General features: G+C 60.5%; 10 protein-coding genes. 3 read left to right on the top strand and 7 right to left on the bottom strand.

Translation table 11 applies throughout. From position 1 onward, the window contains the following. Positions 1-4: 4 nt before the first annotated feature. The 7 genes from M5D76_RS08175 to M5D76_RS08145 form a co-directional block, all read right to left on the bottom strand. Positions 5-1966: a hypothetical protein gene (locus M5D76_RS08175; protein WP_248922892.1), complete on the bottom strand. Its 1962-nt coding sequence runs from the start codon at positions 1964-1966 to the stop codon at positions 5-7. Between the two features lie 331 nt (positions 1967-2297). Then, a complete protein-coding gene (locus M5D76_RS08170; RefSeq protein ID WP_248922891.1) occupies positions 2298-2507 on the bottom strand; it encodes a hypothetical protein in 210 nt (69 codons plus the stop codon). 183 nt (positions 2508-2690) lie between these two features. Next, positions 2691-2825, bottom strand: coding sequence for an alpha-L-rhamnosidase C-terminal domain-containing protein (locus M5D76_RS09335; RefSeq protein WP_428847242.1), 135 nt, complete (start codon positions 2823-2825; stop codon positions 2691-2693). A gap of 168 nt (positions 2826-2993) precedes the next feature. Then, positions 2994-3236, bottom strand: a complete 243-nt coding sequence (locus tag M5D76_RS08160; RefSeq protein WP_248922889.1) for an alpha-L-rhamnosidase-related protein — start codon at positions 3234-3236, stop codon at positions 2994-2996. Positions 3237-3308: 72 nt separating this feature from the next. After that, positions 3309-4004 carry a DUF1269 domain-containing protein gene (locus M5D76_RS08155; protein ID WP_248922888.1) on the bottom strand — a complete coding sequence of 232 codons (696 nt, stop codon included), beginning with the start codon at positions 4002-4004 and terminating at the stop codon, positions 3309-3311. Between the two features lie 121 nt (positions 4005-4125). Next, the gene (locus M5D76_RS08150; protein ID WP_248922887.1) at positions 4126-4497 is read right to left on the bottom strand and encodes a VOC family protein; all 372 of its coding nucleotides are present in this window, start codon (positions 4495-4497) and stop codon (positions 4126-4128) included. A gap of 340 nt (positions 4498-4837) precedes the next feature. Beyond that, positions 4838-5887 (bottom strand): HNH endonuclease, encoded by a 1050-nt coding sequence (locus M5D76_RS08145; RefSeq protein WP_248922886.1) that lies wholly within the window; start codon positions 5885-5887, stop codon positions 4838-4840. 231 nt (positions 5888-6118) lie between these two features. Between M5D76_RS08145 and M5D76_RS08140 the strand changes: the two genes are divergently transcribed. The 3 genes from M5D76_RS08140 to M5D76_RS08130 all read left to right on the top strand — a co-directional run bounded on the left by M5D76_RS08140 (position 6119) and on the right by M5D76_RS08130 (position 14617). Further along, a complete protein-coding gene (locus M5D76_RS08140; RefSeq protein ID WP_248922114.1) occupies positions 6119-7270 on the top strand; it encodes an IS110 family RNA-guided transposase in 1152 nt (383 codons plus the stop codon). 862 nt (positions 7271-8132) lie between these two features. After that, positions 8133-10721 (top strand): hypothetical protein, encoded by a 2589-nt coding sequence (locus M5D76_RS08135; protein ID WP_248922885.1) that lies wholly within the window; start codon positions 8133-8135, stop codon positions 10719-10721. A gap of 839 nt (positions 10722-11560) precedes the next feature. Continuing rightward, on the top strand, positions 11561-14617 hold the full coding sequence (locus tag M5D76_RS08130; protein ID WP_248922884.1) for a hypothetical protein: 3057 nt from the start codon (positions 11561-11563) through the stop codon (positions 14615-14617). Positions 14618-14620 lie beyond the last annotated feature (3 nt).

Raw genomic sequence — 14620 nt, 5'->3', positions numbered from 1 at the left:
TCAACTATCCCTCAGGGAAAATCAGATTATCGTAATCGAGGTCAAGCCTGATAGTGAGTTTAGGAGACTTAGCATTCCTTGCACGCTTGGCTACGGGCACCATCTCATTTACCGATGCTTGGATATAAGGTGACAGCTGGCATATTTCATTGAGCTCTCGTGCGGGTTCCTGATCTCCATACTTTGGAGCGATGTACCCAATCCTGTGATGATTCTCGAAACTTACGTATGGAACCATTTGCAGGGGAATGCTGTACAGGCCGCTTGCTAACGATGCGAATTTCCGGCTGTAGTTAGGTAAATCAGGCGAGGGCTCCAATATGACCGGATCTCCAGGTTGCAGCCTCTCTATCGCCATTCGCGTTTCGGCTGACATGCTGTTGCCGCCCCCAACCTCTTTGAACAGGGGGAACATCCCTGCTTTTGCGTCGATCAGCTCGACGTCCTCCTCCCTCACCTCAGTTGGCGAGGGCTTGTTTCGCGCTCGCTTCTCCGCCGCAAGAGCTTCGGCGGCCTCGGTAGCGGCTCTCCTCTGTGCCTCGATTTCCGCATTGATGGTTTTTAGCCTGGGCTTGAAGGTCCCATCCTTGTCTATCGTCAAGCGACTCTTGACCATTTCGCTCGTCGGGTCAGCTGCGATCAAAAGACTAACAACGATATTAGGCTTCCTCACACCTCCCTTAGCTGACAGGAGAAAGAGGTGCACTGTACCATCCGCGAGAGGGGATGCATCACCTTTGACAAACGGCAGCAGGGCAACAGCGTACTTCTCCCCGACGCGACCGATGACGCTCTCTCCCATGCAGACCTCTTCGAGGGACTCGAGGTCCTTAAATGAAAGCTTTGCGTTTGGTTTGAGCCTTCTGTACAGGGGCGAATCCAAATCAGACCCGCGGCAATCAAGTTGGACATCCGCCCTCAGGACGCTGACGCCTTCGCCCACCTCAGTCTGGAGCGATGCCGCGAATTCCTCGATTGTCTGACTGGAAGCTTTCGTCTGTGGCCTCAGCCTCTGACTTCGGCTACCCCGCATATTCCCATTTTCCTTTTTGCGACAGTCCTTCACCGCTGACCTAAAAGCTTCCGCTGACGCAGTTCGGCTCCTATAGAGCGCCTCGTCAACCGCGACCCTGACCTCTATGGCGTAAGTTGAGATTACGCTGTAAGTGGCGTTCAACTCTGTAATCCTTGCCTGCAGCCCATGCTCGGGAACGCCGCAGGCTTCGGGAAACGAAACGAACCTTAGAAGGTCAATCGCCGAATAGCTTTTGCGATCAATCTTTCGGCGATGGGTTCCAATGCGCTTACTATAGTCCGAACCAGATTTGAACTCGAACTCTTCAGCGGGCACATCGATGGCATCATCGTCGCATGAGATCCCGAACTGAAGGTAGTAGTTTCTCTGGATTTTGTCACCCTTGCCTACTAGTCGCGTTGCCACGACATCCTCTCGTTCTTCCTTAACCGGTCGATACAAAAATGCCTTGCAGGAGAGCACGTCGCCAGTCCTAAGAACCTCAAGGTTTTTATCCATTATGCCACGTTCTCTTTCGCCCCATTCGCTGGGCGTATGAATATACTTTGACCTATTTGCATCAAACGAGAACACAAGATGGGTCAGTTCTGGATATCGCTGGAATGGATTGCTTGTTGGATCTGCCCCAATCTCTTCATACCACTCATCTATCACCTTCTGCGTAGGACGAGGGACTCTATCGGGCACTGAAACAGGGGCAAGAATCTCCTTTTCGAGCAGAAGTTCTGTTGGCGTAATCCCTCTACTCTTTGCATATCGTTGAATCTCGGCTCGCACGCTCTTAAATGACTCGCATTCTTTCGCGAGCTGTGTATATTTGGTCGGACGAATTTGACCATCGTAGGCATCTCGTAGCACCTGCAGCAGCTCTTCGATGTGCTCCTCTGATGGGACTTCGTTCGGTTGTCGCAGATTAGATCTTGTCGGCATTTCGTTCCTCCATCTCAAGTCTGGAAGCTTGTGTTTCTCTTCCCTGGCACTGTTTATTGCAAGAGAACTACAGGTGCTCGTGCTAACACCTTGCATTCGTTCGGCTGAGCTAATCGAATGCGTGGTGCTTGAGCAAATCGATTAAATCGAGCTCATCGGGTTCCTCTAGGAACTTCTCACTCCATTCGGTCGAAAAATCTATGAGGTTTCGAACTATATCCTCAGGAGTAGCGGCTCCGTCTATCAGTTTCTTATACAACACCCCGATGCCACCTAGGGCATTGGAGCATTCGTCTTGCGGTTGCTATTCACGTGTAAACGTAGAGACGATCTAGCCCTCTTCGCCGTAGCGCCTGTCGGAGAGGCCCTCGAGCGCAGACGCGATGGCCTCCTGCTGCTCGGGTGCGAGCGGGCCGCGTGCGAGCTTCTCCCAGGGTAGGTCGCGCAGGGGCGTGGCGTGGAGTTCCGTCGGTGTCATGGCCAGGTGGAGGTGGGGCACGATGCCCTCGATCGCGGCGACCGCGGTGCTGTCGGCGAGCACGTCGGAGAGCGGCGAGTCGAGCGAGAGCGTGCGGAGCAGGTCGACCGTGGCCTCGTAGTCGACGACGTAGGCGTCGCCTCCCAGCTCGACGTAGCCCTGAGCGTCGTTCCGAGCGTCGTCTCGGTCGTCACTCGCGTCGCCGGCCAGGGCGCGCCAGGCGCTCTCGGAGGGCGTTCGGCAGCGTTACGCGCGCGGTGCAGCCAAGGGGACCGTGAGCTCCAGACGCACGCTCCTCTCGCCCGAGACGGACCAGGCCACGCGCCAGGTGCCGCGGGACGAGTCGAAGGTCGCCTCGAGCTCGCCCAGGCGCCAGTCCACGTGCGGCGCGACGGTTGCGCGCGCGAAGCCGGGGGCCGCGGCGTCGGGGCGCAGGCCGGCGGCCCAGCCGAAGAGCTAGGCGCAGATCGAGCTGTAGGCGTAGTGGTTGAGGCTGTTCATGTTCGTACCGGTGATGCGGCCGTCCTCGTCGAGTGAGTCCCGGCGCCCTCAGATGGTCGTGGCGTCCTGGATGACGGGGTTGAGCCAGCCGGGCTGGCGCTCGCGCAGCAGCAGCTGGTAGGCGTCTCGCTCGTGGCCGGTCTGGCAGAGCGCCTCGCAGATGATGGGCGTGCCCACGAATCCGCAGGCGAGCTGGCCTCCCGTGGCCTGAACTGAATCGTGGAGCGACTGGCCCGCGCGGCGCATGTCTAGTAAATACGATTTAGCTCGATTGAGCGTCCATCCCCGCAAAGAAAAACCCCTCGCGACCGCAGCCGCGAGGGGCCCACAGGCGAGTGGGGATTGTGATTCGGCTATTCGCGCCTACTCGGTGGCGCCGGTCGCCTTGTCCTTGACGGTCTTCGCCGCGCCCTCGAGCTCGGCGCCCATCTCGTCAAGCGCGTCGCCGGCCGCGGCCTTTGCCTTCTCGAAGCGCTCGTGCACCTCGGCCTTGTGCTCCTCGACCTTCTGCTGCGTCTCGGCCTTCTTGTCGGCGACCAGCTTCTGATGCGCCTCGTTGGCCAGCTCCGCGCCCAGCTCGCGGGCACTGTCGACCTCCTGGATGACGTCGGCCGCAAAGTGGCGGATGATCATCGTGTCGTAGCCCTCGAACGGCTTGTCGAACGCGGGCTCCTCCTCCTGCACGAGCGCGATGATCGCGGTCTCGCCAGGCTGGAGCTTCTTCGCGGTGACCTCGAGCATCGAGAGGCTGTCGCTGGTGTCGGACGCGTCGAGCGCGCTTCCGGCCAGCGCGCCCAGGCCCGCGCCGAGCAGCATGCCCAGCGGCCCGCCCAGGATGCCCACGATCGTGCCCACGAGCATGCCGTTCGCGGTGTCGTTGCCGCTCACGCCCGCCGCGTCGAACGCGTCGACCAGGCTGATGCCCGCATCCTCCTTCTTCACGAGCGCCGCCTCGGCAACGAGGTAGCCCTCGCCGGCCGGGCGCTGGCGGATCTCCGAGAAGGCCTTGTAGGCCTCGCTCTCCACGGTGAAGATGGCTGTAGCGATGTTCTCGGTCATGCTGTCTCCCTCCGAAGCGGCGTGTCGATGCGCAAAGTATATCCGTGCGCCACAGTGCCCCTGCCAGCGTATCCGCAAGGGGAGAGGAGCGTGCCGCCAGCGTCGATGCCGCCCCGGGGACCTACGCCCTCTCGGGCAGGATCTCGATGCGCTGCCCGTCCGGGTCCACGATGAAGTAGAGCCCCATCTTCGGGTTCTCCTTCTGGATGCAGCCCATGCGCTCGTGCAGCTCGTGGTAGCGCTCGAAGTCGTCCACGCGAAACGCGATGTGGCAGTCCATTCCGCCGTTCTCGTAGGGCTCGGTTCGCCCGCGGTTCCACGTGAGCTCCAGCTCGAAGGGACATCCCGGCGCCGCCATGAACGTGTTGGACCACGAGCCGTCCTCGGGCCCGCTCTCGCGAACCACCTCGAACCCCAGCGCCTCGCGGTAGAAGGCGATGGTCCTCTCCTTGTCCAGAACGTGCGTGCAGCGGTGAACGAATCGTGCGGTCATGGCAATCCTCTCTCCGTGTGCGGCGCGCCCCTGCGCGCCCGCACCCATCCTACCCGCCTGAGCCCCGCTCCCTCGCCCCAGCCGCCCCGACGAATCGCCAGGCGTCACATGCCTGTGCCAACACGCTAGGAAGAGCGACCATCATGGTGGCCACCCTTTCAATAATCTGCCTCATCCAGATATTTGCTGCATCAAATCACGGAGCAATGATGCAGAAAGGCGTTCGATGAGGCAGAGGGGACCTGCGAATGACTTCAACTCCAATCAGACTTCGCGTGATGGCTAGTCCGAATTGTTGTCGTGATGGACCTCCACGGGACGTCGCGCCAGTGCGCCCGTGCTACGCCACCCGGTTCTGGATCTTGAAGCTCTGGTAATGAATGTCGAGAAGAGCCTCGTCCGGCCACATGTCACGTTCCCTTGGGAGCCGCAGTCGGTCCTGTCGCTCCAGAAGCTCGTCGTAGCCGTCCTCCAAGGCAGACTCGGCCAGCACGATCTCGTGGCTGTCGGGCTTGATGCCCAGCAGGTCGGCGTCGTATAGCAGGTGCAGGTCGGCCCTCAGCAGGATGCCGTTCTGCACCACCTGCGACTTGCTGCCGCGGTAATCGTCGATGTGTGCGGCCTGCAGCGCGGTCGGAACCGCGATGTCGCTAATGGCGCAGCGTCCGCCATATGCCTTGCGGACCTCCTGGCTGAACTTCTGCTGGCGCTTGCGCTGGACCTTCTCGATGAACTTCCTCTCGCGCTCGTCGCCTCTCTCGGCGGCAAGACGGCGCAGCTCCTCGAGGGTCGTGCGTTCCTCGCCGGAGAGCTCGGTGTCGCTAATCAGGAAGTACTGCTGGCTCTCGTCGGTCTCGTGGTCCACGGGCCCGTGGAGGGTGAAGGTCCCCGTGAGGGCGTTGTACTGCTCGACGAAGGCGAGTCCCATCACGCGGTAGCCGCCGCGAGTCCCAACGAGGACGCCTACCGGTACGCCGTCCTCGAGGCAGTTCATGAGCGGGTCGTTCTGGTCCCACTTGCGCTTGCGACCTTCTTCGGTGACCTGCTCGTCGTAGCGCATGGTCCAGGTGCCGTCGGGCCGTACGATGACGCTGTCGCTGTAGCGGCCCCTCGCGCTCGAGTGGATGGTGAGCGCGTAGGTGCGCCCGTCCCGCCACCCGCGCGCGAGGTCCCTCGCGTCGGGCTTATGTATGCCACGTTGCGAGCAGAGCTTGACGCCGATGTCCTCGGGCGCGTGCGGGCCCATGGGGAGGTGCGTGATCCCGACGCCCTCCATCCTCATGTACCAGTCCCACGCGGCCAGGAACTCCTGGGGGACGAGCGTCGCGGCGTGCTCCAGGGTCAGCTCGTTGCGCGAGCTCTCTAGGCTATTGGAAGCATTCTGCAGCACGTCGTCCCCCTTCTCTATACGAAGGTATCTGTAGGCGACCCGCCGATCAAGATCCGATTCGTGCGTATATCGCTTTCGCGTCGCGCATGTCGACTGCGCAGACGGTATGTTCATCAGCTTCGAACCTGTGAGCCGTTCGCAGCAGGGCGAGCCGAAGGGGCTCCCCTCCTGGACTACGCTCGGTTTGCAGGAAAAAAGGGCCGGCGACGGTCCGAAGGAAAGGAGCCCCTGATGAACGAGTATAGCGCCCGCCACTACCAGAGCTTCGCCGCAATGGACGTACACGCCCGCTCGATCGCGATCGCCACGCTCGACACCTCGACGGGGGAGGTCGCCAGCACGACGCTGCGCGGCTGCCCGGGGGCGGCCGAGGTGATGGGGTGGGTCGGCGCCCACACGACCGGCAGGGTGCTCTACGCCTACGAGTCCGGCCCCACCAAGTCCTCCCTCTGCAGGTCGATCAGGGACCTCGGCGGCGACTGCGGCATCGTCGCGGTCGCCACGCTCCCCCGCTCAACGAAGCAGGCGCAGCGCAAGACCGACCCCGGCGACGCCAGGGCCCTGCTCATGCTCATAAGCGCCCCCGCGCACGACTTCTCGTGGTGCTACGTCCCCTCCAGGGAGGAGGAGCAGGCGCGCGACCTCTGCAGGGCCTACCGCCTCTCCGCCGACGAGCTCGCCCGCGCGAAGCAGAGGGTCTCGTCCTTCCTGCTGGGCAAGGACATCGTCTGGAACGACCGCACCGAGGCGGGCAACCTCAGGTCGACGTGGACGAAGCGCTACGTGACCTGGCTCAACGGGAAGACGGCCGGGCTGGGCGGCGCCGACGCGCTCACGCTCTCGCTCTACCGCCAGGACGTCGAGGACTGGAGGGCGAAGGTCGACGAGCGCAGGCGCCTCGTCCTCGCCCTCTGCCAGGAGGACAGGTGGAAGCCGTACGTCGACTCGATCTCCCAGCTCACGAGCATCGGGCCCGAGACCGCGCTGCTCGCCGCCGCCGAGCTCGGCGACTTCAGGCGCTTCCGCTCCGGGCGCCGCGTGCGGAGCTGGATGGGCCTGACGCCCAAGGAGCACTCGAGCGGCGAGAAGGGCTCCCGCGGCCCGATCACCAAGAGCGGGCCGAGCTGCCTGCGGAAGTGCCTCGTCGAGGGCCTCGGCACGTTCCCGAGGCGCAAGTCCGCCGTCAAGAGGACGAGGGAGGGGCAGGAGCCCGTCCCCGGGACGAGGGCGGAGGCCGCGAAGGCCAACGCGAGGCTCATGAGGAGGTACAGGGCCCTCGAGGACGGCGGCAAGTCGGGCAACAAGATCAAGGTGGCGCTCGCCTCCGAGCTGGCCGTCTGGGTCTGGCACATCGGCGTGATCGTGGCCGAGTCGCTCGAGTAGCGGCTGGCCGGCCCTGATAGCGGATTGACCGCCGCGCCGGCTGGGCCGGCGCCGGGAGGAGACCTGCGACCACTTTATGTGCGCGGCGCCCGCGTCCCCGGGTCGCCGTATGCACGTGCGCAGACTGGCCTTGGGCCAAGAGCAACCCTCCCTACGGATCGTCGTTGTGTGGGCGGACTGTCGCCGCACCCTGGGCGGCATGCCGTATCCACGGATGTGAAACTGTGCACGTTGGCCCGGTCCGCCCGCGGGCCGGGATGCGGTGCCAGACGGCGTGGCGGATGATCTTTCTCGCCGTTCGGCGGCAAGGTGGCCTAGCTAGCCACCGAGCCGCCGAACCGGTGAGCCTTGCGCGCTTGACACGCTGATGAACATATGAAAGTGGCGTGGCGTCGCGTTGGACGCGCGTATTTGTTGTTAGCCGATTTCCTCAGTGTGTGCTCCAGTACATACTTCAAACTATTTATCGTTCCAGATGAGTAGACCTTTAGAGCAAAGCGCGGCAGAGGGGCAATTGTGACTTGCCGGGCATGTAGCTAACGGCGAGATGCGTGCTGCTGCAATCGGACGCGGTAATGGGCAGGCGCGTTTTGTTCGGGCTCTTTAGGGGGCGTCCGTTTGCGAGGACAAGACGCCGCTACAGCCACGGCTTCAGCTGCGGTAAGGGCGCAAGCTCCGACTGCGCCCTCGATGCCTCTTGGTGCCCCCGGACTTGGTCTGTGCGAGGTGCCGCGCGCCCGCCGCGATGTGGGGGGGGAGGCCGACTGACAACGCGCTGTTAATGGGTTGCCTAGGAACGAAATGGGTTTTTGTAGAGCGTGGTGTATTGAAAGAGAGTGGATGAGAAGAATCGGGGAGAACGATGAAGATCAGAACGGACTTTGTCACTAATTCTTCAAGCACGTCCTACATCACAATCAACATCGAGACTTTAAAAGGAGCCCCTCTTTCCTTACGTTGGGTTGAAGGTGAGGATTTTGAATTTATAGATAACGGTAACCGAATTCCTTACGGTGCCGAAAGCCATGCGGAACTCTGGAAGGATTTCGAGTATTTCCAATGGCATGGTACCCCCTGGATAGAGGCTTCAGTTTTGGCTCAGTATGACGGCAGCCAGATTTTCAGCGCCTTCGAGTTTCCCAAATGCATAGAGCACTCTGACTTCGGTCGTGGCTTGAGGGCCCTTAAGAAGGAGGACATCGTCTCTATAGATGTTGAGTGGGAGTCTTCGGGTGACTGGGATGGCAAGGATGCCACAAATTACGATCTTGCGGCACAAAGAATCATGACGGAATTTGGAATGGAGGAACCGCGCACTTGCGGCATCGTGCCCGGATACGGGGTGCTTAATCGGAGCACGTTCATTAGCGATCTTAATTCGAAACTCTTTCAAGAGCGTTCGGTTCCGGCGGGAAAAATCAGAAAGGGCGACAAGCTGTCTCTTGGAGTTGACAAGGGCCTTCTGGCTTTGCGCGATGGGGATGGAAAGACGCTTTGCCCCATACCTCGAACTAAGACTCTGGCGAGTGAGGTGGCTGAACTACCTGATGGTTTGAAGTCGACAATCGAAGTGGGTGTTTGTGGGACGCTCGAGAAACCTACTGTCAGATTAAAACTAAACTACAAAGATTATGTCCTAAAGGATAGTACGCCCAGCAAGCTATTTGCACGTTTCCGCGAGATAGCAGCGAATGGAGGCTGTGCCAGCGACATCGAGTCTCTTGCCGCCGACAGGAGGAGTATGGGCAGGGCAGAGGCTGCCTCACTTCTCTGGTTCATGCTCGATGCTGAGGATCCCACGGAGGCCATTAATGAGGTATATCGCTCGTTTGGCAACGTAGGTACGTACGGTGGTATGTCGACCGTAAAGGCGTTGGCGGCAGGCAAGGCAGCGTGTGCGAAGATCATTCTCGAACACGATCCGATGGTCGACCACCCTGAAGACTTTGATGAGACAACGTTCAAAACGGCTGTACGTATAGCACAGGATAATGTGCCCATGAAGTGTTGGACTGGCAACGCATACAACACTATTGCAAGTGCGTGCGCGCGCCAGGGCTACAACGACCTTCTTGCAGAGTTGCTTGCGACCGGAATGGTTGACGAAGCGCCTCTCGACAACTGCTGGAAGTTCAAGGATGTGCCTCGGAGCATCAAAATCATCTTTGCCTCTTTCCCCAACGAGCAAATACCCTACTCAACAGTATCAAAGTGCAAAGACCCTGCTGATAAAGCCGCTGTGCTTGAGCACGTGCCATACGCAAAGCTAACCAAAGTTCAGCGCCCGAAAGCGCTGCTGGCAATTGCTGAGTGCTCTACAACTTCGGAGCTTGAGAGGTTCTTCGCTGAAGCGAAGGATGTCTCAGATTTGAAGCTCGACAACGCTGTTGCCGCCGCTCAAGCCGCTGGAATGGTCGAGAATGCCGCCTGGTTACTTGAGAGGCGGGTGGCAGCAACTCCTCCAACCGAGAGCGATTCTCTTTCGCTCGATGACTTTGGCGCTGAGGATGATGGACCGCGCGCTATTAGCAAGGAGGAGCGCGGCGAGCTCGAAAGGGGGGCCATCATTAGTTTGGCGAACGTTGCCCTGCTTGATGCCGACGAGAGCTTGAAAATCCTTGATGCCTTTGGCGCGCGCCTTGAAGCTCTGGCAAATACGAGTGGCTTCGACGGATGCGAACAATTTGGCGGGAGAGCGCGTGTCGCGTTTTCAAGCATCGATGGCTTCAAGGCTCTCTTGAAGGACATTGGTTTGTTCTCTGCTGAGTATCCCCAGGTTGAGATTTCTGGCTGGGCAGAGTATCACAATGCGGGAGTTGTGCCTGGTACGTCGGGGGAAGGAATCAAGTGCGATTTCTGGAGCATCGCGGGAATCCCAGGCGTAGGGCGCAAAACTACTACGGTCGAAACTGGTAGCCTCCATCCCATCTCAACGAACGAGTTCGACGTATCGACGCGAACGGTCGAGGGAGTGAAGGAGCTCTATCAGCGCATGGTGGATGCTGGTCCGATTATCGCCAAGGTTGAGGGGAGGAGGATCCCTAAAACCGTCACGCTCAAAGAGGGAGACGCCCTGCTGCTCGCTGTAAATATTGACGGGAGAGACACCGAGGCTGAAAAAGGTTCGAAGGTGTTCGATGTCAAGGTGAAGACGACTGCCAACAAAGCTCTTGGGACGTTGGTGCTCGATCCTATTGATGCGAAGGCTATCGCGTTGAATATCACAAGGGTCGAGGCGTTTGTCGTAGATATCTCACCGCTCGTGATTGCCGTTGACGTTGAACCTGCAGGGAAGGCGGTGTGGCTGTCTGATTTGGCTTTCGCCTTCAAGGTCAGGAACCCGTTTACGAGCTCGAAGAGATTCTCGGCTCAGAAGGGTTACTTCACTAAGTACAAGGAGCGTAGGCAGTTGTTTGATGACGCGGTTAAGCGGTACAGGGCGACTGAGTGACTTACGTACCTTTACCACGGGTAGTCGAGAACGGCAGGAATGATCATGGGCTCGTAGGCAGCCAGCAGAAGTTCGAGTGCTGCCGCATGGAGTTGCGTGGAGGATAGTAAGCATGCTGCTCAGCGGCTTCCACATCGAAGCGGTCTCCGTCGAGTATGCCGTCATCGTGGACGCCTAGAGTCAACCCCGCGCGCTCGGGGGCATTCAACCCCAATGGGCACAGGACCATAGCATTCAAGCACACGAAGTTCGGAATCGTGGCTCCTGAGCGCGACGTGAGGGTGGCCGCATCTGGGGCACGCGTCCGGGTGTCGATGCCCGACTCCCTGAGGTAATACTCGTTGCACAGGGCCCTCACGGGCCTGTGCGCGGTGCCGCCTGTGCCCCAGATGCTTTCGTAGTTCTGCGGGAAGACCCTTCTTCCTCCTTGATTTCATAGGGAAGAAGGTCACGTCTCTCTTCGCATCAAGATGAGGCGCTATGGCAGCATGTAGTATCACAAGAGCCGAACCTGTCATTTCAAAGGAAGTGGCAAAAAGCAAGCTCGCAGTTGGTTTCTTCGCTCGAAGAAAGTGGCTGAGTTCACGAGGAATTACGGTTCCAAAACGCTAAGGGCGGCGGCGCCGCAGTTTTTATTGGGTTCTGTTGCCCATTGTTGACGCGGCGTTTACCGATATCTTTCTATTGTCGGATTTAGCCTGAGTAAAAATATAAATAATGCATGGAGGCTGCGCGCGGATCACTGGGCTAACCTCAGCTCTTCTTATGGGTGACGGCAGGTTGGGAGATGCTGCTCCAGAGCAGTCTGTAGATGAACAAGATATCGAGGTGCTTACGGCATGAGACCTCTTGATCAGCTATCGGACGTATCGATCGAGAAACTCAGTGTGGGGGACGCGGCGTTCCGCCGCAAGCTCAAGCGGGCAGGCTACGCAACCCTGCCTGAGGCGTTCGATGCGCCCGACCGGGATGTCGATCGGCGCCTGGGGCGCGACTTCCGAACGATTGACGCCCTCGACGCGCTCAAGCGCTCGTACCAGGCGGACCCTTCCGCATTCGTGGCGAAGGCGATGGATAGACAGAGTGGCGCCAGAAGCGATGCGGATGAAGTAATCGCCCGCCATGCGGCTACGAGGCCCCCTGTGAGAACAGAGGGCCGTCGAATGACGCGCAGTGACTCTTACTCGCGCAACAGCCCTCCCGACCGGCCCGCCTCAGGACAGTCGAGAGTCTATGTGCCTCCCATGCCGACTGACCAGACAGGCAAATGTCTGCTCGAGTTCGAGGCGCGGGCAAAGAGGTCCCTTGATGCGCTTGCTGACCGTGGGACTGACTATCTCGCCTTCGAGGCCTTTGAGGATTTCGCCGCAGAGCTTGATGAGCTGTCAAGCTGCTTTAGGACACTACTTAGGCGCTACCAACGGCAGATGCGCATCGTCTATGGGATTATCCTGGCGCACGTGCCGAACGCGTTCATCCTGTTCTGTGCCGACCAGGTTCGCGTCTCATTCGACGGCGAGAACCTCTGGGGCAACCTCTTCGCCTCGCTGGGCATTACTAAGCAAAAGCCACAACAGGAGTTCAAGCGTCTCATGATTGCGTGCCTTGAGAAGCGAGGCATGCCAACGTACGGCTCTGACGAGCGTGACTTCTACTACTTCTACACTGCCATGCTGCACGGCGGGCTCTCCCAGGACCTGTGGCGTGACCTGTGGGACAAGGCGCTGCTTCCCATCGCACGGAAAGCCGTGCGAGAACCCTTCGCCTTCGGCTATCAGGTTGACGGTCGTAAGGTGCTCGCGGAGATTCGCGAGGGCAGCTACGTTCCCAATGCCACCACCCTTAACATCCTCGGCAAGGCATCCGAGACAATCCTTGTGCCGATGCTCGATGCCGCACTTGCCGTCGCACTTGCCGTCGCCCAGCGCCATACCGTACCCTCCTCACATGTGGGCGTAACCATGCTTACCAGCTCGGGCTTGCCAGACACGGCGCTGGATGCCCTTTCGGAGCTGCAGGGGAGGAAAGGCCGTGGCGGCCATGGCGGTCAGTCCACTCGTGGGGGAGTTCAGACCTCCTCGTCCCGTCGCGCAGGCGACCTGCTCTACCTGCCCGAGAGCCAGCTGCTCTTGGACCTCAACATCGGCCAGGCCCGCATCAGGTGGAAGAAGTGCGTCCTCCCGGAAGAGTACCAGGGGGACAGGGTCGACTTTTTCGTGAACGGAAACCTGTTACGGAGCGCCGAGGTCGCACGTGACGTGCGAGGCTGCATCGTGGAGGAGGGCTCGGCCACTTTGCCGCCCATGCCGGGCTATGAGGTGGAGATCAAGCTCATGCACAAGGGACCCGGTGACGCATGGGCCGAGGAGGCATCACTTGAGCAGGCCTTCGTGCGGACAAAGCCCGGGTGCCTCGAGTTCCTCCAGATTCCGGACGGGACGTTCAGGCTGCGTAGGCGTGGCGACCGCATTGCGCGCAAGAGGACGGTCGCATACGTCGTCAAGGGTGGCCGCAGGGTCGTCCCCGGCCCCGGCATGGAGCCCATAGAGACGCGGTCCCCCTCCGCCGAGTGGAGCGACCGCACGATCTGCCTCTTCGAGGTGGCTCCGGGGGCGTCGGGCTCCATCATCGAGGAGGCGACCGGCAGGGAGCTGGCAACGTGGCAGGAAGACGTCACGGTCACCATCGAGAAGTCCGGATGCATCGGCTTTGCAAGTGACGGAGTTGACGTGTACGGCGTGACGGAAGGGTTGAGAGGAGAGAACGACTCGCTTCCCGTCGTCACGGTTGAGGCCGCCGACGGCGTCTCTGCGCTGGACGACCTCGACGTGGAGCTCGTGTGCGACGGGCGGCGCTACTCGGTGATGAGGCGTGTGGTGCAGGGAACGGGGGAGAAGCCGACTGCCATCGCCCTGCCGCTGCGTGAGGTGGCCTTCTTCCCCCGCCTCGCCCAGCGCTGCACACTGGTGGTGCGCAGGAAGTCCCTCGATGTGTCAGTGTTCACCTATGCGTTTGCCGTCGTGCCACTGAAAAACATGGCGGTCGTGCAGGCAGTGGCGGGGACCGCACTTGCGACGTACATGATGACTGCTGCCGAGAATCTTTTGGTCAAGGAGGACGGCGAGCAGCCCTACCTGATTCAGAAGGACAACTGCTACCCTCTTCACGCACCGCTCGCCCAGGAGTGGGCGCAGCTCTCGGTGGCCTCGGAGGACCAGTCGGCGCAGGTCGACATGAGCCTGCGGCTCGCAGGCGTGAGCGTCAATGTGGGCGACGAGGTGAGAGAGATCTCCTCGGAGCGCCCCCTCAGCTATGCGGATGCCTACGAGCTCGGCACGGCGAAGGGCGAGATCGTCATCACGGCCCATGGTGCGTGCGAGCGGAGGCGTGCCCTGCTGATGCTCGGCGACCAACCGGTCTTCTACCGCGACATGAGCCGCCCCGGCATCCACTACGCGAACATCTTCTCTCCGCCAGAGCTGCTGCTCAGAATGCCAGGTGACCAATACGAGCTGGAGCTCACGCTCACGGTGTTCTTCGGCGCCACCGTGGCCAAGGGGCATGGGTGGGTCGACCTGCCGCTCCTGCGCTGCAGGGAGGGGCTTGGCTTCCTGCGGCCGCAGGTGCTGAACACCCCCAGCGGCCACATACTGTATCTCGGGGCGCCAGCAACGTGCAATCTTGGGGCGGAAGTCTTCTGGCCCGCGAGGTCGGACCGTGACGAGAAGGTCGTGTTCCGCTGCGACTTCCCTAAGGGGTCCGACAAGACCGAGCTCCCCAAGGACCTCGTACGACACCTGGACGCCCATCGCAGGCTGTGGATCAGGTACTACCCACTCACCTTGTTCGGGGGGCCAGAATACGACTACTCACTGACGATGCCGTTTGAGAGGTGAGTT

The sequence above is a fragment of the Olsenella intestinalis genome, assembly GCF_023276655.1.
In the GTDB taxonomy this organism is placed as follows: domain Bacteria; phylum Actinomycetota; class Coriobacteriia; order Coriobacteriales; family Atopobiaceae; genus Olsenella_J; species Olsenella_J intestinalis.
Note: the sequence above shows the minus strand (reverse complement) of the source record. Positions and strands in the feature narration are given on the sequence as shown.